Source organism: Flavobacterium psychrotrophum (assembly GCF_003403075.1).
GTDB classification, from domain to species: Bacteria; Bacteroidota; Bacteroidia; order Flavobacteriales; family Flavobacteriaceae; genus Flavobacterium; species Flavobacterium psychrotrophum.
Window position 1 is genome coordinate 2,900,865 of record NZ_CP031557.1, and the last position, 20,466, is coordinate 2,921,330.

Annotated in this window: 14 protein-coding genes; 3 read left to right on the forward strand and 11 right to left on the reverse strand. The window is 40.3% G+C overall.

The genetic code is table 11. The features are described from left to right. Positions 1 to 252: 252 nt before the first annotated feature. Together DYH63_RS12540 and DYH63_RS12545 are read left to right on the forward strand one after the other, a co-directional pair. Positions 253 to 1,653 (forward strand): trypsin-like peptidase domain-containing protein, encoded by a 1,401-nt coding sequence (locus DYH63_RS12540; protein WP_116789132.1) that lies wholly within the window; start codon positions 253 to 255, stop codon positions 1,651 to 1,653. A 157-nt stretch (positions 1,654 to 1,810) separates the two neighbouring features. Further along, positions 1,811 to 2,173, forward strand: coding sequence for a hypothetical protein (locus tag DYH63_RS12545; protein WP_116789133.1), 363 nt, complete (start codon positions 1,811 to 1,813; stop codon positions 2,171 to 2,173). A gap of 33 nt (positions 2,174 to 2,206) precedes the next feature. Here the strand turns inward: DYH63_RS12545 and DYH63_RS12550 are convergent, their stop codons facing one another. Continuing rightward, positions 2,207 to 4,858: a T9SS type A sorting domain-containing protein gene (locus DYH63_RS12550; protein WP_116789134.1), complete on the reverse strand. Its 2,652-nt coding sequence runs from the start codon at positions 4,856 to 4,858 to the stop codon at positions 2,207 to 2,209. A 235-nt stretch (positions 4,859 to 5,093) separates the two neighbouring features. On the opposite strand from DYH63_RS12550, the gene DYH63_RS12555 reads away from it, so the two are divergent. Then, the gene (locus DYH63_RS12555; RefSeq protein WP_116789135.1) at positions 5,094 to 6,542 is read left to right on the forward strand and encodes a glyceraldehyde-3-phosphate dehydrogenase; all 1,449 of its coding nucleotides are present in this window, start codon (positions 5,094 to 5,096) and stop codon (positions 6,540 to 6,542) included. Positions 6,543 to 6,724: 182 nt separating this feature from the next. Here DYH63_RS12555 and DYH63_RS12560 read toward each other — a convergent pair whose 3' ends face one another. The 10 genes from DYH63_RS12560 to DYH63_RS12610 all read right to left on the reverse strand — a co-directional run bounded on the left by DYH63_RS12560 (position 6,725) and on the right by DYH63_RS12610 (position 20,458). Beyond that, on the reverse strand, positions 6,725 to 9,004 hold the full coding sequence (locus DYH63_RS12560; protein ID WP_116789136.1) for an aconitate hydratase: 2,280 nt from the start codon (positions 9,002 to 9,004) through the stop codon (positions 6,725 to 6,727). 61 nt (positions 9,005 to 9,065) lie between these two features. Then, positions 9,066 to 11,843 (reverse strand): bifunctional aconitate hydratase 2/2-methylisocitrate dehydratase, encoded by a 2,778-nt coding sequence (locus DYH63_RS12565; RefSeq protein WP_116789137.1) that lies wholly within the window; start codon positions 11,841 to 11,843, stop codon positions 9,066 to 9,068. A gap of 318 nt (positions 11,844 to 12,161) precedes the next feature. Beyond that, complete coding sequence (locus tag DYH63_RS12570; RefSeq protein WP_162927018.1) at positions 12,162 to 12,518, reverse strand: hypothetical protein; 357 nt, start codon at positions 12,516 to 12,518, stop codon at positions 12,162 to 12,164. Between the two features lie 70 nt (positions 12,519 to 12,588). After that, positions 12,589 to 12,969, reverse strand: coding sequence for a hypothetical protein (locus tag DYH63_RS12575; RefSeq protein ID WP_116789139.1), 381 nt, complete (start codon positions 12,967 to 12,969; stop codon positions 12,589 to 12,591). Positions 12,970 to 13,068: 99 nt separating this feature from the next. Beyond that, positions 13,069 to 13,629 (reverse strand): hypothetical protein, encoded by a 561-nt coding sequence (locus DYH63_RS12580; RefSeq protein WP_116789140.1) that lies wholly within the window; start codon positions 13,627 to 13,629, stop codon positions 13,069 to 13,071. A 41-nt stretch (positions 13,630 to 13,670) separates the two neighbouring features. After that, positions 13,671 to 14,624, reverse strand: coding sequence for an AAA family ATPase (locus DYH63_RS12585; protein ID WP_116789141.1), 954 nt, complete (start codon positions 14,622 to 14,624; stop codon positions 13,671 to 13,673). A gap of 95 nt (positions 14,625 to 14,719) precedes the next feature. Beyond that, positions 14,720 to 16,123 (reverse strand): peptidylprolyl isomerase, encoded by a 1,404-nt coding sequence (locus tag DYH63_RS12590; protein ID WP_116790827.1) that lies wholly within the window; start codon positions 16,121 to 16,123, stop codon positions 14,720 to 14,722. Continuing rightward, positions 16,107 to 16,961: a hypothetical protein gene (locus DYH63_RS12595; RefSeq protein ID WP_116789142.1), complete on the reverse strand. Its 855-nt coding sequence runs from the start codon at positions 16,959 to 16,961 to the stop codon at positions 16,107 to 16,109. The genes DYH63_RS12590 and DYH63_RS12595 overlap by 17 nt, the downstream gene beginning before the upstream one ends. Then, positions 16,961 to 18,970 carry a peptidylprolyl isomerase gene (locus tag DYH63_RS12600; RefSeq protein ID WP_116789143.1) on the reverse strand — a complete coding sequence of 670 codons (2,010 nt, stop codon included), beginning with the start codon at positions 18,968 to 18,970 and terminating at the stop codon, positions 16,961 to 16,963. The genes DYH63_RS12595 and DYH63_RS12600 overlap by 1 nt, the downstream gene beginning before the upstream one ends. A 420-nt stretch (positions 18,971 to 19,390) precedes the next feature. Further along, positions 19,391 to 20,458, reverse strand: coding sequence for a YncE family protein (locus tag DYH63_RS12610; RefSeq protein WP_116789145.1), 1,068 nt, complete (start codon positions 20,456 to 20,458; stop codon positions 19,391 to 19,393). Positions 20,459 to 20,466 lie beyond the last annotated feature (8 nt).

Below are 20,466 nucleotides of genomic sequence, written 5' to 3' on the forward strand. Positions count from 1 at the left end.
TACGAATATAAACAATGAACTAATCTTGACTTTTTTGATTGAAGCGAAAAATAGGGATTTTTGTTTCAGATTTTGACTTTTTGGCACTGCATAGCAGCGCTACGGAGTAAGAAAACAGGTAAAATATGGAGCGAAAAGACCAGTTTGCAGCCAATTGAAAAAAGGCAAGAGTAGTTCAATATGTAAAGCAAGGCAAACCCTGCACTTTAACTATAGTTTTAACCTTTAAAATAATTAAATACTGTTTTACTTATGAAACAAATTTCAAGCCTGTTTTTGGTATCCCTGCTTAGTGGTGCCACTACCCTTGGAGCATATAAACTGGTATTTGATAATGACACGCAAAACAATGCCTTATCAATTGCCGCTCCGCAAACCAGTTCAGCCAGAAATGTATCGTATGGTGCACCCAGTGCAGAAATCTCTGATTTTACCGCTGCCGCAGATAAAGCCGTACATACCGTAGTTCACGTAAAAAACACCGTTTACCGCAACGGTCCACAGTCTATGATGGATTATATGTTTGGCGCACGCGGCGGGCAGCAGCAGGCACAGGTGGGCACCGGTAGTGGTGTTATAATTACCCAGGATGGCTACATTGTGACAAACAACCACGTAATTCAGAACGCTAACGAGCTGGAGGTAACGCTTAATAACAATAAAACATATAAAGCTAAGCTGGTAGGTACCGATAGCAAAATGGACATCGCACTTTTAAAAGTAGATACCAATGAAAAGCTGCCCTATGCCACCTTTGGTAATAGTGATGATATTAAGGTGGGCGAATGGGTACTTGCCGTCGGTAACCCTTATAATCTTACCTCTACCGTTACCGCAGGTATAGTATCGGCTAAGGCGCGTAACCTGAGCAAAGACGGCTTACAATCTTTCATTCAGACGGATGCCGCCGTAAACCCCGGTAACAGCGGTGGTGCCCTTGTAAATACCCGTGGCGAACTTGTGGGCATTAACACCATGATATCGAGCACTACAGGATCTTATGTAGGGTATTCGTTTGCAGTACCAAGCAACATTACCCGCAAAATTGTAGAAGACCTTATGGAGTATGGTAACGTGCAGCGCGGTGCACTGGGCATACAGGGTGGTGAGCTTAACAGCATATCAGCAAGAGAGTTTGGTGTTACAGATACCCAGGGCTTTTTTGTAAACAGCGTTGTAGATAAAAGCGGTGCACAGAAAGCCGGCATCAAAAAAGGCGATATCATTAAAAAGATAGACAACACTATTATAAACGGGTTCTCAGACCTTAATGCTGCCATAGTAACCAAGCGCCCTGATGATGTGGTAAAAATAATAGTTCAGCGTAATGGCGAAACCATGACTGTTCCTGTAAAGCTTACTAAAAATGAGATAAACAGCTTTACTTATGACGGCCTTGAAATGGAAGATCTTACCGCTGCCGAAAAGAAAGCGCTTAAAATAGATTATGGTGTAAGGATAAAAGAAATTACCGACGAAAATTATATGCCGTACTATGAAGAACTTAAAGGCGGCATTATCCTGACCATAAATAATACTAAGGCTACCGATATTACTACGGTAACTGAAATACTTTCTCGCAAAGGCCCTAATAACCATGTTAAGGTAGAAATGCTTACCAAAAACAGAGAGCTGCTGCGATTTATAATGTAAATTTTCATCTTGCTTTATATTATTTTGTTTCCTGTACCCCCGCACTCACGGGGGTACTTTTGTTTTTACAGGTAACCTTTAGGTTAGTCATTAATTAACCTTCGCCCAACTTTTAGTTCAGGTTGTTACTTTACTTTTGGGATGAAATTTTTACCTGATGAAAAAAGTACTACGTAAAATCGAAATGTTGCTGCATAGTGCCATTGTAGCAGGGCTACTTATTGTTAGCTTAAAAATGATGCTTTCTGGGCTGTACTTTCCCGGATGCATCCTGGCTGGTCTTGTTATTGCCGCTACCTGCATAAGCCTCTTCTGGAAAAAACTGTCTATGTCTCCCAGATATGCACGGCTTACATGCTACTATCTGGAAGCGCCTGCATTTTTAATTTGCTGGCTGCATTTTAAACTGGGACATGAACCAATGCTTGCACAGGCGTATTTAATGGCTGCCGTTGTTTTTCCTTTTTTTGGATACATTAGTAACATCAAGACGTATAAAACAAAAAAACGGGCAGCCTGAGCTGCCCGTTTTCCATTTAATAAATAAGTAGTATTACTTTTTAATCACTTTTATTGTTTTGGCAGCGCCATCTTCGGCAACGACCTTAACCATGTAAGTGCCTGCCGTAAGCGCACCAAGGCTTAGCTGTGCTTGTGTTGCATTTAAAGTTTTCTTCTCAAGAACCAATTGCCCTAATAAGTTATGTACCTGAACACCACTAATGCTTTTAGTATAGCTTAGTGTAAGTACATCGTCTACAGGGTTAGGATAATATGTAAAACTTTCTTTGCCAAAATCATCCAAACCAAGTGTTAAAGTAATGGTTACTGCAAAAGCCGGGCTTGAACAATCTGCTAAAGTTTGCACTGCATAATATGTAGCCCCATCAACCAGTACGGTTTGGGATGATACAACAGTAGTGAGTGCTTCATCGCTATACCATATTATAGTAGCCGCAGCATTAGCTTCAATTTCTATATCTTCAACCGTTGAACCTGTTACAAGGCTCTGGCTCGCATCTCCGTTTATGCTACCGGCACTATTAATTGTAACTGTAAACGATGATTCGGATGTACAATCAGGATTTGCAGCAGCAACTGCATAAACATATATAACCGTAGTCTGTGTAATTTCTGTACCTGCGGCAAGTTGTGTACCTGTACCACCTGTAGCAGTATAATAATTACCTGTTTGTAGCGCAGGTAGTGTATAAGAATCACATTCTCTTAAATCGTCAAATTCAGTAGCTATTACAGAAGAAACAGTAATTACAACCGGGGTACGTGTAGCACTTTCACATGTACCTTCTATTTTTGAAACAAAGAAAGTACCCGTAGTCAATAATGTATCTGCCGGTATAGCATTATCTCCGGTAGGTCCAAAATACCATTTAAGCCCACCGGCAACGGGTAGTTCAGCTCCTGTAATACCGGCACAATATGCAAGCGGATCTACTGTTGGTGCAGTTACATTACAGTTTACGGTAAGCACACCACTTACATTTGTTGTGCTCCATATGCCACCTCCGTCAGCGGTATAACCACCATAAAGATAAGCTCCTGTATTAAGCTGAAAACGGCTTGCGTAGTAATAAGTACCCGGCGCAAGTGTAGCGCCTATAGCTGCACTAAACTCATCGTTATTACCTGCCTGTACATTAAAGGTAGCAGGCACCCAGGTTGTCCAGGCAGATGGATCGGTATTAGTTGTGCTTACACCTATCCACGCAGAAACACCGGCACCGGCACCGGCAGCCTCAGTAATTCCCTGACCGTAAGCGCGGGCATATATTGTACCCGTTTCACCCTGATTAATTGATAATGTAGCAGGCGACTGAAGGTTTACCCATGTTAGCTGTGCAACAGGTGCAGCCGCAGTAACATTTACATAATAATCTTCAACCTGGCCATACCCTATTGCATCTGCAGCGCTGCATGGGCTTGTAGTAGCTGCATTATAGGATTTGAATACTCTCATCCTGGTTATTCCTATGGCGGCATTGGCAGGCACTGCAATGGTTCCCTGGGCAACCTGCCCGTCAATTCCGTCAGAGTCTACAATACTTCCTATTTGATAAACTTCACCGTCATCGCTAAAATCACCATTTTTATTCCAGTCGAAAAATACGGTAAAATAGTTTGTAAAGCTTCCGTTTGTATTGCCTTTCAGTGCTATTGGATAGCTCTGCCCCTGGCTAACCTGCGCAGGAGCCAAAGCGGTAAAATCTTCCATATCTTCAGACGACGTTGCGTCTGCCGGGCTTTGATTATTTATACCTGCAAATTCTACCGAAGTTATAGGCTCTACGGTATTATAAAAATCTACATCACAATAACATGGTGCGCCCGTGCTTTGTACCTGCACGGGTGTACTCAAAACAGCTGTACCGCCTGCCATACAAGAAACAGATGCCCTGTACCAGGTAGCTGTAGCCTGTATGGCACTATATGTATCACCCGTACCACCTGTAGCAACATTTGTATACGTTACTCCATCGGCAGATGTTTGCCATTGAAAAGCCATGCCGGTAAAAGCATAATAAGGATCTAATGACAATGTAACGGGTTTTGAAGTACATATAGTTGCAGAAGAAGCCACCGTTACTGATGGCGCAGGTGTACCTGCGCAAGCACTGGCAGCTTCCTGGACAGCCGTAACTTCATCAAAAAATATCAGGAAGTCACTCTCAAAATTAGAAAGTTCTGCATATACCCTTAAGTATATCTGGCTTCCACCTACTGGCGTAAAAGTTGCAGTGCGCGTAACACAATCTGCAGACTCAACATGGTTAGAGGAATCTATGGCATCTATCGGACTCCATGGTCCCGTTGCAGAAGTGCCGTAATATACTGTAAATGTACCCCATTCCTGGTCGTTTGTTGTTGGTATAGAAGGAGAAGCTGCATAATCAAGTATACGGTATTGATAAGTTACAGTAACTTCTGTACCATTGCTTACCCCTATAGATGGCGAAATTAGTTCACCTGTGTAGCCTTCAAACCACCCATCATAAAGATTAACATAAGTTGTACCGCCGCCGCTGCAAACAGTAGTGTCATCCCAATCGAATCCAGTCGTTAACCACTCAATATCTTCAATGACATCAAAATTCTCTGAATAATTAATTTGCGCACTGCTTACAAAAAATGAAAGCAAGAGACCGAGACAGAGTAAAGCCCTGAGCCGAAGTAATTTTCTTTTCATAATTAATTGGTTTTATAATCGTTAAATATAACAATTATATTGTTATATGTCTAAAAAATGGAAAAAATCATATTTAAACAACAAAATATATAAATATAAACCAAATATTTTGCGATATAACCCCAAAACAACTCGTTATTATATAAAAATAAATCTTAAAAAATAATTAAAAATAATTTCACGAAAACGATTGAGTTTTTATACATTTGCCAAATAAAACAACAATACAGCAACAATGAACAACGCATTACTATACGAAAAAGAACTCAGCTACCAGGCCGACAGGCGTAAGGCAGGTGTAGAACTCATAAATATAGTTAGTGGATTATGGTATGACAAATCTATAGAATTGGTACTTTTTAGAAACCAGCTTATAGATAAAAGTGTAGGCGAAATTATTAATCTACACGAGTATGCAGCCGAGTTTATTAAAAAACCCATCAATATTTTTGATACTGTAGAGATAGCCCGTGCTATAAAACTGGCTGACCTTCCGCCAAGCCGACTTGATATTGGTAAACTGACCTACGAATTTCACGAAGAAACGAATACCTGCCATGATGCTGCAATATTTGTTGCAGACAGAGTAAAAGAAGCCCGTAGCAAAGGCGATATAAAGCCAAAAGATGTGGTGCTGTATGGTTTTGGCCGCATAGGAAGGTTGCTTGCCAGGGACATGATGGGAAAAATAGGTAAAGGAGCACAACTACGGCTAAGAGCAATAGTGGTTAGGGATAAGCATGATAGTGCCTTGCTACTAAAACGCGCGTCTTTGTTAAAACATGACTCAATACACGGAGATTTTTTAGGATCTGTAATAGCTGACGATAAAAATAACACCCTGATTATAAACGGTACAACCGTACATATTATAAGCGCCACTGCCCCCGAAGATATTGACTATTCTAAATATGGCATTAAAGATGCACTCCTAATCGACAACACCGGCGCATTTACAACAGCCGAGGCACTGGAGCGCCATCTTACATCAAAAGGGATTGATAAAGTTATACTTACAGCTCCCGGAAAAGGTATCCCTAATATTGTATATGGGGTAAATCATCAGCAGTTTGATCCGGAGAGTATCGACATCTGGTCGGCAGCATCGTGTACAACAAATGCTATTACTCCGGTATTAAAGGCTATAGAAGATACTTTAGGAGTAACTAAAGGCCACCTGGAAACTATTCATGCCTATACAAATGACCAGAACCTGGTAGATAATATGCATAAAAAGTACCGCCGTGGACGTGCCGCAGCCCTTAACATGGTAATTACCGAAACCGGTGCAGGTAGTGCAGTAGCAAAGGCAATTCCTTCGTTAGCCGGTAAACTTACCAGCAATGCCATAAGGGTACCTGTACCAAATGGGTCGCTTGTAGTAGTAAACATTGAGGTGGAGCGCGCTACGAATGTAACCGAAGTTAACGACATTATTAAGCACTACGCGCTTGAAGGCGAACTTGTGGAACAGATCAAATATTCTGTAAACAACGAGTTAGTATCCAGTGATATTGTAGGCACTTCTGCTCCTGCTATTTACGATAGTAATGCTACCATTGTAAGCCCGGATGGTAAAAACGTTATACTATATGTATGGTATGATAACGAGTATGGCTATAGCCAGCAGGTTATCCGCCTGGCAAAATATGTTGCCAAAGTAAGGCGCTATACTTACTACTAAAATTTGAATTTAACCAAACCTTTTTCTTCATAATTGTGTGTAATCTGCCCCCTTCCAATCCTATGGGGGCAGATTTTTTTGTTTTAAAACAAAGAGGAAGATTTGCATCTTCAAATAAATTACGGCATAAAAAAAACTCCCACCGTTACCGATGGGAGTTTCCTATATGATATAAGAACTACTTATGCCTTTGTTTCTTCAGCACCGGCTGCAGCAATAAGGTTAAGTGCACTACCGGCTACAAACCAGCCTATCTGGCCTTCGTTGTAGCTGTGGTTAACAAGTATAGTATCTGTTGTACCATCATCGTGTACAAACTCTAAAGTAAGCTGCCTGTTAGGAGCAAACTCTTTAAGGTCGGTAAAGTTAATGGTATCGTTTTCCTGTATTTTGTCGTAGTCAGCCTCATTAGCAAAGGTAAGCGCAAGCATACCCTGTTTTTTAAGGTTAGTTTCGTGAATACGGGCAAATGATTTAACCAATACCGCTTTAACACCCAGGTGACGCGGCTCCATAGCAGCATGCTCACGAGATGAACCTTCACCATAGTTGTGGTCGCCCACTACTATTGATGGTATACCTGCGGCCTTGTAATCACGGGCAGTAGCAGGTACCGGTCCATATTCGCCTGTAAGCTGGTTTTTAACGTTATTTGTCTTTTGGTTAAATGCGTTAACGGCACCAATAAGCATATTGTTAGAAATATTATCCAGGTGACCACGGAAACGTAACCATGGGCCAGCCATAGAAATGTGGTCTGTAGTACATTTACCAAATGCCTTAATAAGCAGTTTAGCACCTGTAATGTTCTGTCCGTCCCAAGGGGTAAACGGTGCAAGCAGCTCAAGGCGCTCAGATGTAGGGCTAACCACGATTTTTACACCAGAACCGTCTTCTGCCGGAGCCTGGAATCCAGGATCTTCAGCATCAAAACCTTTTGGAGGCAGCTCATTACCAGTAGGCTCATCAAGCATTACCTCTTCGCCATCTTCGTTGATAAGCTTATCTGTAATAGGATTAAAGCCAAGGTCTCCCGCAATGGCAAGCGCAGTTACAAGCTCCGGAGAACCTACAAACGCCAGCGTATTAGGGTTACCATCTGCACGCTTAGAGAAGTTACGGTTAAAAGAGTGTACAATAGTGTTACGCTCTTCTTTCTCAGCACCTTCCCTGTCCCACATACCAATACATGGTCCGCAGGCATTAGCAAATACTGTTGCGCCAATTTTATCGAATGTATCAATAAAGCCGTCGCGCTCTATGGTATAACGCACCACTTCAGATCCCGGAGTGATGGTAAACTGCGATTTAGTTTTAAGTTTCTTCTCTGCAACCTGCCTGGCAAGTGAAGCCGATCGCGAAATATCTTCGTAAGAAGAGTTTGTACAAGAACCTATAAGACCTACCTGAATTTGTAAAGGCCAGTCGTTTTTAGCAGCTTCTTCTTTCATCTTAGAGATAGGCGTAGCTAAATCCGGAGTAAAAGGGCCGTTAAGGTGTGGTTCCAGCTCAGAAAGGTTGATTTCTATAACCTGGTCAAAATACTGCTCAGGGTTAGCATATACCTCGTCATCTCCGGTAAGGTAAGCCGCAACTTTGTCTGCAGCATCAGCCACGTCGGCACGGTTAGTAGCACGAAGGTAACGACTCATAGAATCGTCGTAACCAAAGGTAGATGTTGTAGCACCTATCTCTGCACCCATGTTACAAATGGTACCTTTACCGGTACATGACATAGATGTGGCACCTTCGCCAAAATATTCAACTACAGCGCCCGTACCACCTTTTACGGTAAGGATACCGGCTACTTTAAGGATAACGTCTTTAGGGGCAGTCCAGCCGCTTAGCTTACCTGTAAGTTTTACACCTATAAGTTTCGGGAATTTAAGCTCCCACGCCATGCCACTCATTACGTCTACCGCATCTGCACCCCCCACACCAATAGCAAGCATACCAAGGCCGCCTGCATTTACTGTATGTGAGTCTGTACCTATCATCATACCGCCAGGAAACGCGTAGTTTTCCAGCACTACCTGATGAATAATACCTGCGCCCGGTTTCCAGAACCCGATACCATATTTATTAGATATAGAAGAAAGGAATTCAAAAACCTCATTGCTCTGCTCTTTGGCACGCTTAAGGTCGGTTTTTGCATCAACTTTAGCCTGGATAAGGTGATCGCAGTGTACCGTTGTAGGCACAGCTACTTTTGCTTTTCCGGCATGCATAAACTGAAGCAGAGCCATTTGTGCAGTAGCATCCTGGCAGGCTACCCTGTCCGGAGCAAAGTCTACATAATCTTTCCCTCTTTTAAATGCCTGGGATGGTGTTTTTTCCCAAAGGTGAGAATATAGAATTTTTTCTGACAGTGTAAGCGGACGGCCTACTAACTCACGTGCTTTATCTACACGCTCGGCCATATTTGCATACACTTTTTTGATCATTTCAATATCAAAAGCCATATCTCTATAATTTAATATTATACATTCATTTTTTTTCTGGCAACCTAAGCAACCAAAATTATTAAACCAACTGTTTGTAAGCCGGCGAAAACTTAGTCAGATTGATACCTTCAACCGCCGCTTTGTACTCGTTGATGTTTGGAATACGTCCTAAAATTGCAGACAGTACAACAACCGGTGTAGAAGCAAGTAAAGATTCACCTTTTTTAGCCTCGGTATCTTCTACAACACGGCCCTGGAAAAGACGTGTAGATGTAGCCATTACAGTATCGCCTTTGGCCGCTTTTTCCTGGTTACCCATACAAAGATTACAACCCGGGCGTTCCAGATACATCATATTATTGTATTCTGTACGGGCAGCACTTTTAGGTAAAAGATCGCTAAACTCAAAGCCTGAATACTTTTGCAATACATCCCAGTCACCTTCAGCCTTTAGTTCATCAATAATGTTATAAGTAGGAGCAGCTACAACAAGCGGTGCGTTAAATTTAACTTCGCCCTGTTGCTCTTCAAGATTTTTAAGCATTTGAGAAACGATTTTTAAATCGCCTTTATGAACCATACAAGAACCTACAAAGCCCAAATCTACTTTTTTATCGCCACCATAGTAAGAAATGGCGCGAATAGTATCGTGTGTGTAACGTTTTGAAACATCATCATTGTTCACATCAGGATCGGCAATCATCGGTTCTGCTATCACATCAAGGTCAATCACAACTTCAGCATAGTATTTTGCATTTCCGTCTGGAGTTAATGCAGGTTTTACGCCTAATTGTATCTCTGAAATCCTTTTGTTTGCTTTATCGATCAAGCCTTGTAATACCTGGTTGTGGTTATCCATACCTTTCTCGATCATGATCTGGATCCTGCTTTTCGCAATTTCCAATGATTCGATCAAAGTATCGTCCTGAGAAATACATATAGATGCTTTCGCTTTCATTTCCGCTGTCCAATCTGTAAATGTAAATGCCTGATCCGCAAGAAGTGTACCAAGATGAACTTCTATAATCCTACCCTGAAACACGTTTTCACCGTCAAATTGTTGTAGCATTTGCGCTTGCGTTGCATGTACAACATCGCGAAAATCCATATAGTCTTTCATTTCGCCCTTGAACGTAACTTTTACAGACTCAGGAATAGGCATTGATGCTTCGCCCGTTGCCAGTGCAAGCGCAACTGTTCCGGAATCTGCACCAAAGGCAACACCTTTAGACATCCTGGTGTGCGAGTCGCCACCAATGATAATTGCCCATTCATCAATTGTAATATCATTCAGAACTTTGTGAATAACATCTGTCATTGAATGATAAACGCCTTTAGGGTCGCGTGCGGTAATAACACCAAAATCATTCATAAATTTCATCAACTTAGGAATGTTTGCCTGTGCTTTTTTATCCCAAACCGAAGCCGTATGACAACCTGATTGGTAGGCACCGTCAACACTTGGCGAAATTACAGTAGCTGCCATAGATTCAAGTTCCTGTGCGGTCATTAAACCTGTCGTATCCTGAGAACCAACAATATTTACCTTTACGCGCACATCTGAGCCTGCATACAATACTTTGCCCGGCGTTACGCCAACTGCATTTATATTGAATATTTTTTCTACCGCTGTAAGGCCTTGCCCTTCAATAGTAATTTCTTTTGCAGGAGCAAATACCGAAGGAATATCGATACCCAAAGTCTGGGCAGCGAACGTTTGAATTTTTTTACCAAATACTACAGCATAAGAGCCGCCGGCTTTGATAAATTCTAATTTTTGCGGCGTGAACGATTTTGACAGGTCAATTAGTTCCTGGTCGCCGTTATATAATTTTTTCTTCTTTGTATTAATGGTCAAAACCGTTCCGGTAGCAACAGAATAAGCTTCTTCAAGAACAGGCTCGCCTTTATCGTTACGTACAAGGTTACCGTCTGCATCATGCTTTTTAACCCAGTTTTTAAGGTCGATTCCTATACCGCCCGTAACATCTACGGTTGTAAGGAAAATTGGCGAAATGCCGTTTGTTCCGCCCACAATTGGTGCAATGTTTACAAACGGAATGTAAGGACTCGCTTGTTTACCGGTCCAAAGTGCAACGTTGTTTACACCCGACATACGCGATGAACCTACGCCCATTGTACCTTTTTCGGCAATCAGCATTATGCTGGCATCCGGAAACTGCATCTGGAAATCTTTGATTTCCTGTTGTTGCTGTGGCGTCATCATACATAAACCGTGCAATTCGCGGTCAGAGCGAGAGTGCGCCTGGTTACCCGGCGAAAGCAAATCGGTAGAAATATCGCCTTCAGCGGCTATGTATGTAATAACCTTTATTTCTTCGGCTACGTCCGGAAGTTTTGTGAAAAACTCTGCCTGAGCATAACTTTCCAAAATTTCTTTTGCTATTGTATTTCCATCGTCATAAGCAACTTTAAGGCGATGTGTATCTGCTTCGTAAAGAAAAACTTGTGTCTTAAGTACATTTGCCGCTTCTTTTGCAATAGCAACATTGTAGCCAAGTGCTAAATCAAGCAATACCTCTATTGATTTACCGCCTTTCATGTGCGACAATAATTCAAAGGCAAATGCAGGGGTAATTTCTTCCACTACAACTTCACCCAGAATGATTTGTTTTAAGAATTTTGCTTTTTCAGCCGCTGCGGGAGTTGTACCCGGCAACGTATTATAAATAAAGAACTTAACAGAATCTTTCCTATTCGGATTATCTACATCAATAATCTGTGTTATGATTTGACTTAATAATTCTGCTCCGTCAATTGGTTTAGGGTGAAGTCCCTGGGCTTTTCTTTCTTCAATTTCATTAATGTAATCGTTATAAATATTCTCGAAAGCCATAGTAAGTATATTAATGTTCGTTCGTAAAAAGTCCGTAAATTTACTCAAACTTATTTCAATTAAAAAATTTTTATCGTTTCTTTAATTTGCGGGAATTATTATTTATAAACATTCTACTTTACTGAAGATAATTCAAAAACATTATGTTAAAGAGGGGTTTAGCTAAGAATTATTAATTATTTAACCGCATATTGCTAAAATGTAAAAATTCTGCCTAAAATTATACATATGCAACATTATTGAAATTTGAATTGTACGAAAATAAGCACCCTAAAACGATATAGTAAACTTGCAAATATATAGCACTTTTGTTTGCTCCTACCCCTTTTTAGTATAGTAGCGGTTATAGTAAATCATCAAAACCGACATAATGAGACTTACCCCAAAAAAGGATAGCTGAAATATATAGAATGATGCCGTATTATCTGTTACTACTTTAGTATCAATGTATGAAGTAGCCGATGTAATAACCATATACCCCGAAAATATAAGAAACAGAATACCGTACAAAAACCCGGTGGTTTTATCATTGGTAAAAAGCTGTGCACCAAGCCCAAGAAACACTCCAATTGACGGATAGCTAATAGTACCGAGGCTCTCATATTCCTGCACAAACCAAAATATTGCAAGCAGAATGTAATATATGGTAGGCGTAAAGCGTAAAAATTTGTCCATTTCGAAAAATATATTCATTAAAAAAGCCGCTTAAATAACGGCTATTAGTAAATTACAAATGTAATAAAGTTTAAGATGGGAATGCTATAAACCTTGCCGGCTGTGATTTTCTAAGCGCGTGTTTAAGCACCATTGCCCCCGCTGCAAGTCCTGAAGTTAAAAATATCCCACAACCAGTTAGTAGAAAACTGATGCCATCTAAAGATGCAGCAGGAAAATCCCTAAATTCTGAAAGCACAGCCAATATCATAAATAAAGAAAACAAACCCAAAGCTGCACCACTGGCAAGCCCCAGAATACGCTTGTTATAAACGAGCTGAAAAAGCATTACCAAGGCAACAATTAAAGCAAAATAATTAATATTACCCGATGCCAGTAAATTTTCTCCAAACCAGTACATTGCAAATCCAAGAAAGAATAGTTCGGGAATAAAAAGATATGCTTTTTTCATAAGAATTGGTTTTTAGTTATCCTATAACAACCTAAAATTAAACAATTTATTGCCTAAAAATAAAAACCAATATCAAGATTTTATCATAAGATATTTACGCTATTCTTCGTCAAAATCATTTATAAAATAGTCTGCATCTTCGGGTATAAGGCCATGCTCAACCGCTTTATCATACAGCTCGCGCGGTACAAATACAAACTGCGCAAACTGGTCTACCGCCGGAAGGTCGAAAATACGGCCTTCAACACCCTCGCCTTCTAACACATCATCGTTCATAAAATCAACAACCTCAGGATCAAACCATCCAATAAGGTTTTCAAGCTCTAACCAGTAGCTGTCGTTAGCCGTAATAACATCTCCGTTTAAAGTATCAGCTTCTTCTGAAAAACTAAAATCAAGTTCGATTGATGTAAATTTTATACCCGCTAACTTAGCCATATCGTGCAACACCTTCTTGTACTCATCTGCCGATTCAAAACCTTCTGCATCAAAAGAGAGGTGCGACAGTGCCAGTACAAAGTGATTGTTATCTTCAAAACGCAATAACTGCGCGGCTATTTCATCTATCTTATTTTGTGGCTGCTCAAACCAGCCAATATCCATTAATGTTTTTATATAAGCTTCCGGCCCTTTTGCTACTAACGATTTATAGTCTGTCATTTTGTTTATTTTAATTATTCATTGGATAAAAAAAGCTGTTATTAAAACAGCTTCTTGATTATCATTTCTTCGGTAATACCTTCGGCATCGGCCTTATAGTTCTTTATAATACGGTGGCGCAATATGCCCGTGGCTACAGCCTGTACATCTTCTATATCCGGGCTAAACTTACCGTTTAGCGCAGCATTGGTCTTAGCTGCCAGTATAAGGTTTTGCGAGGCACGCGGCCCTGCACCCCAGTCTAGGTATGTCTTAATATAATCGTTGCTTAGTGGGTTACCAGGACGGGTTTTATTAACCAGTGTTACGGCATATTCTATAACATTGTCTGCTACAGGTATACGACGTATCAGGTGTTGGAAATCTACAATTTCCTGCGCGGTAAACAACGGATTAACTTTTACAGATGTATCTGCCGTGGTACTTTTTACAACCTGAACTTCTTCTGCAAATGAAGGATAATCCAGCTTTATAGCAAACATAAAACGGTCTAACTGCGCTTCTGGCAGTGGGTAGGTTCCCTCCTGCTCTATCGGGTTTTGCGTAGCCAGTACAAAGTAAGGCAATGCCAGCTTATGGTGCTGCCCGGCTATGGTTACAGCTTTTTCCTGCATGGCCTCAAGCAATGCCGCCTGCGTTTTTGGTGGGGTACGGTTTATCTCATCGGCAAGGATAATATTACTAAAAATAGGCCCTTTTATAAACTTAAAGTTTCGGGTTTCATCCAGTATCTCACTACCCAGTATGTCAGATGGCATTAGATCAGGTGTAAACTGTATACGTTTAAAATCCAGTCCCAGTGCCTGGCTGATTGTATTTACCATAAGGGTTTTTGCAAGCCCTGGTACACCTACTAAAAGTGCGTGGCCTCCGGCAAATATACTCAGCACGATCTGGTCTACAACTTCTTTCTGGCCTATGATTATTTTTGCGATCTCCTGTTTTAAAGCGGCTTGTTTCTGAACTAAATTTTGTATAGCTGCTACGTCTGACATGGTATGTTCTGTTAAAAATTAAAGCTAAGGGTTACCTTAGCTTCAAACTTATAAATAATTTTATTGTCTACCTAATATAAACTGTACCCAACGGCTTATTTTTTAAGCCAGTTGTTTACAAATTTACAGCTTTGGTAATCTTTGCTTATCTTGATATAGGCTGCCTTGATTTTTTCCTCGCTCCACTTAGCAATGGTCCTTATCTGCTTTTCCTTAAGGGCAAGATCTTTAATTTTAGTATAATCTTTAGCATAGTCTGCCTCGTGCTGATCGTACCTGTTTGTTACCGAAAGTAACTTATATGTTTTAGTACCACGACGGTCAGTATCTAAAATAGGATCTGTTACCTGGTTATCTTTAAGATCTGAAACTTCATTATAAACAGATGGGTCAAGTTTTGTAAGTTCAAAACGTGTGCCCAGTGTTTGCGGGTTAATAAGAAGACCACCACTATTACGGGTTTCTTTATCATCAGACTCAGAACGTGCAGCATCAGCAAACTTAATTTGCCCACTGGTTATCTTCTGTCTTATTTTTTCAATCTTTTCTTTAGCTTTAGCTAAAGATTCAGGCGTTACTTTAGGCACCATAAGAATGTGACGCACATCGCGCTCCTGCCCCCTTACCTTTTCTACATATATAAGGTGGTAACCAAATTCTGTTTCAACCGGTTCAGATATCTCGCCTTCTTCAAGGCTAAAGGCAACGTCTTTAAACTCTTTTACAAACTGTGTTTTACGGTTCATCTTGTAATATCCACCACTACTTACAGAACCCGGATCTTCTGAATATAATACGGCCTTACTGTAAAAGCTGGAGCCCTCCTGTACCTCTTTCTTTATCTGCTTGAGTTTATCTATAACTTTTTGTTTTTCTTCCTGCGGAATATCCGGCTTTACAACAATCTGAGCTACTTCCATCTCTGCTCCAAAAACAGGGATATCTTCTTTTGCAAATTTTGCAAAAAACTGTCTTACCTCCTCAGGGGTGATTTCTACACCATCCATCACTTTTTTCTGCATCTCATCAGTAAGCAACTGTATCTTTACCATTTCAAAAAGTTCTGTCTGAAATGAGTCGTAGTCTTTCTTTTTAAAATACTCTACCATCTTTTCTTTAGACCCCAGCTGCTCCACAAAATAATCAACACGGCGGCTAACCTGCTCATTAACCTGTGCATCGGTAACAATAACACTATCCTGTATTGCCTGGTGCGCATATAGCTTATCTTCCATTAGCTTGCCAAGTATCTCACAACGGCTCACACCTTCTATAGACATATTTTGGGCCTGCATTTCTTTAAAAGCAAGGTCAATATCAGAGTCTAGCACCACATAATCGCCTACAACAGCTACAACACCGTCTACCTTAAGCCTTTTTCCTTTAGGAGTGTGCTTAACGGTATCCTGAACAAGAGGTATAATTTGCTGGGCAGCGGCAGAAAAGCCCATAAAGGCAAAAACTAAGAAAACCGCTATCCGGTTATTTATAAACTTCATATTTATCATTTTTAATCGCGTCATCCGTAATATCTTTTTGGATCTTTTTTATTAACTCCAGTTTCCTGTTATTTATTATAACCTCTTTTAGTGTTGGCCTTATATATTCATATGGGGCTACCATATTTCTGTCGAGTACCTTATTTACTTTTACCAGGTACACATCCAGTGAGTCAGGGTATTGATACCCTATACCGCTGGCTATATAACGCCCCCTGTTATCGGGCGTTATAAAAGGTAATTTCTGGTACACCTCTGCCATAGTTGTCCACACGGTATCATTAAACGCATAATTTTTAAAATGCAACGTCATTTCATTAAGGGCAATTTTATCTTTTTTGCCCCCGCTGTTAAAACGCTGGCGTGCTAGTCCAAACTTTGGATGGTCTTTTGCCATGCGCAGATAACGTAATTTTACTAACATGCCTGTAGTACGAAAATTATCTTTATTCGCATTATAATATGTACCCAGTTGCTCTTCAGTCACTGTAGTATCTACACTCTGCTTTACAAGCTCTTCCAGGTAAGCCTTAGTATACAAATCTGTTTTATACTGGCGTATCAACCCGTCAAGCTCCTGCTGCTTATCTTCATCAATGTTAACGGTAGCGGCATCAAACATAAGTTTTTGAGAAGCCCACCGGTCTATATAGCTTTTTATGATGGCAAGACTGTCTTTTGTAGGCGTACCCGGAGGCACAAGCCCCTGCAATTCTTCTTTTTGCAGGTAGGCATCGCCGGCACGGGCAGCTGCATCGGCAGGCTTCCCACCACCTTTATCTCCACAGGATAAAAGCGTAAGCGAAATAAAAAATAACAGTAGTTCCTTTTTAGCCATTAATGCTTAATCTCTTTTTTTACGTTTTCAAAAACGTCATTATTTACCTTAACGGTAAACTCTTTTTTAAGATCATCTACCCAGGTGCTTTCCAGGTATTGCTGGTAATCATTAATTACCCTGCCTCTTGCCTCATCCAGCGTTTTAGCGCCCGCCGGAAGTACTTTTACAACCTTAACCACATAATAGTAGTTAGCCTCCTTTACAATCGTACTTACACCCGGTTTCCAGTCGGTAAGTTTAGGCATTGCATCACTTCCTGTTTCAAAGGTTCCTGTTTTTTCTATAATGCTAATTTTATCTTTAGTATTAAGCTTCGCTTTAATGGCAACGGCATCTTTATTTTTAAGAAGCAGTTCCCTTGCTTGTTTTGCGGTAGTTTCTGATAATGAAGAGTATACTTCTACCTCAGCCCTTTGTTTCCATTGGTAATCGGCCAGATGTGCGTTATAAAACTTTTGTATCCCTATAGTGTCATTCTTGGCTTTATCCCAAATCTCCTTTTCCATAAGATCAAAAAGAAGCAACCCATCGCGATATTCTTCCATTACAAGGCTAAACTCAGGAAATTCTTTCTCAAGGTTGTCATTATAGTAAACATTTAGCTGCTCATCTACATACTGGTTATAAAGTACATCTACAGCATTTGAAAGTGGCTTTGCAGATATACCCATGTTTTGTTGTGTAGACACATATGTAAGAAAATCCTTACCCGTAAGCTTCTTGTCATTATTAATGATTACTAATGTTTTATTATAAGGCTCAAGATTTGCCGGTAGTTTCCATGTCATTTTATAAACACTGTCTGAAATGGCTTTTTGAGTAAGCTTGTAAACCTCTTTATCCTTAGTTACAGCATATTTCTTTTTTAGCTTACCGGTAACACTCTCTGCAATAAGGCGCGAACGCTCGTCTCTCTTAGTCCTGCTTTCAAAATCAGCTTTAACCTCTTCATAAGGTTTTGCAGCTTTTCTCTCGACAAGTTTTACAATATGCCAGCCAAACTGCGACTCAAACGGCTTTGATATCTCTCCCGGTGTTTTAAGCAGGAAAGACTGGTCTTCAAAAACTTGCGACGTAAGCTCGCCCGAACTAAACGTATTTAGCAAACCACCATTCTCTGAACTCGATTTATCTTCGCTAAATTGTTTTGCTAGCGCTGTAAAATCTTCGCCCTGCTGTAGTTTTTTATAAATATCCTCTATTTTAGATTTTGCCTTTGCAGCATCAGCACTATTAGGGTCTTTTGGCTTAAGCGCCATAATATGTGCCACTGTAATATCGCCACGGTTATCACGTATATCATTAACCTTTATAACGTGGTATCCAAAACGCGTGCGTATGGGTTTGCTTACCTGGCCTACCGGTGTGTTATAAGCCCCACTTTCAAACGGGTACACCATACGGAACACAGAGAAATACCCCAGGTCGCCACCATTTTCTTTAGCAGAAGGATCTTCTGAAAGCTCTTTGGCTACCTTAGCAAAATCTTCTCCGGTTGTTACCCTTTTGCGTGCTTCTACTGCCTTATTATATGCTTTTAGTGTATCGGCAGGGGTAGCATTTTCATCTACCAGAAAAAGCATGTGTGATGCCCTTACTTCTTTTTGCGAACGTTTGTAAGCTTCTTCTACCAGCTCTGTGGTTACTTTACTATCTGTAAGGTAGTTTTTAGCCAGCTGGTTGCGGTAGCTACGCAGTTCTCCCTGATATTTTTTATTATCCTGAAGGCCCAGTTTGTACGCTTTGTTAACTTTAAGCTTGTAGCCAACAAACAGGTCTAAGTAATTATCAAGATCTTTTTGTGAATCGTCTTTTACAAGGTCGAGGTTTTTATTGTAAACCCTTACAAACTCATCAGTATAATAAGGCTTATCGTTTACAGTAAAAAGAACATCTTTTTTTGTGGCCGGGGCGGCGTTTGTAGTAGTTGTTTCTTTAGAAGATTTACAGCCCGTAACTATTAATGCAGTAAGCAAAAGGCCTGAGAAAACCTGGTTTAATTTCATTATAAACAAAAATTTATATAACAGTAATTCGGATTAGTAAACGCTGCAAACTTTAAAAAAGTATGCAGGTGGCATTATGCAACCCACAAAAGTAAACAATCGATACTATTTCGCAAGGGATATGACGGTAAAAAGAGTTTTTAATGCTGCCAGCTTTAAAATGATGCGTGATGTATGTAAAATACGAGGGACAAAGTGCATATCAGGGCTATTAGTATTTTCATTAGATTTATTTTTTAAAAAAAACATACTATTACCTGATGATTTAAAATAGCAAAAACTCTTAAATGCTACAATAAAAAAATCCTGTCAAAGATAATTGTTGCTACTGTAATTCAGCATATCAACAAATTTACCTTTGACAGGAATATCAACTATAAAAGCAATAATTGTTAAAGACGTATAGGAGCTACGCTAAAATTAGTCGTTAAAATAAAAGCCCGCAGGTATAAGCCCTACAGTATGGCTTTTCTCAATTGTACCTGTAAGTGAGTATATATGTACTTTACCGGCAGCGCTATAATCGCCCGAATCTGCAACATAAATATGCCTGTCTTCTACAGCAAAGGCAGAAACACTTGCAACACCCTGTGCAGCGGCAGAGAACAATGGTGCGGCAGGCAGCGTAGTACTGTTTAGCCCAAGTGTATATACATTACCTCCAAGAGTGTAGTAAATTACATCATCTTCTATAGTAAGGTTAGAAGGGTGTTGTATGCCACTAAAGGCAAGTGTACGTTCTACAGTATTAGTTCTAAGGTTTATAACGCTAAGGCTTCCGGCATTTTCTGAACCTGAGTAAGAATTTTTACCCTCATTCAGTACATAAAGTTTGTCGTCTTCTATCTCAAGCGTGTTAGGTACGTCACCAACTGCTATCGTAGTACTAACCGTATTTGTAGCGCCGTTAATTACCGTGATGCTATTACCATATCCGTAGCCTCCCATGTGCGACACATATAGTTTACCATCTTCTTCAATAATCCTCTCCGGGCCTTCGGTAACCGGAATGGTAGTAGTAACCGCATTAGTAGCAAGGTTTATTACTGCTACATAATCATCTGTAGTAACTCCACCTGCACCCCAGTTGGTTACATAACCTTTACCTCCGTGAAACGCAATATAACGTGGGTTTACAAGACCTGTGGTTATGGTAGCAACATGAGTAAAAGTATAACGGTCTACTACTTCTATTTTGTTAGAAACGTTTAGTACAATATATGCATAACGCCCATCAAGGCCTACATCCTGGCCTACATCGCCCAGTACTGCACCACCATTATTAGCACCGTAAACATTATTTTCAAGCTCGCCTGCATCAGATATAAATGATACCGAAGCATTACCAGCATTAAAGTTACCCTGGTTTAGTACCAGTAAGCCATTATCATAAGCACCACGAGGTGCACTGTTACTGTCATCATCGCTACAAGATGCAAAAAACAGCGATCCTGCAATAACGGTAAGCATTAGTTTGTGTAGTTTCATTTGTGTTA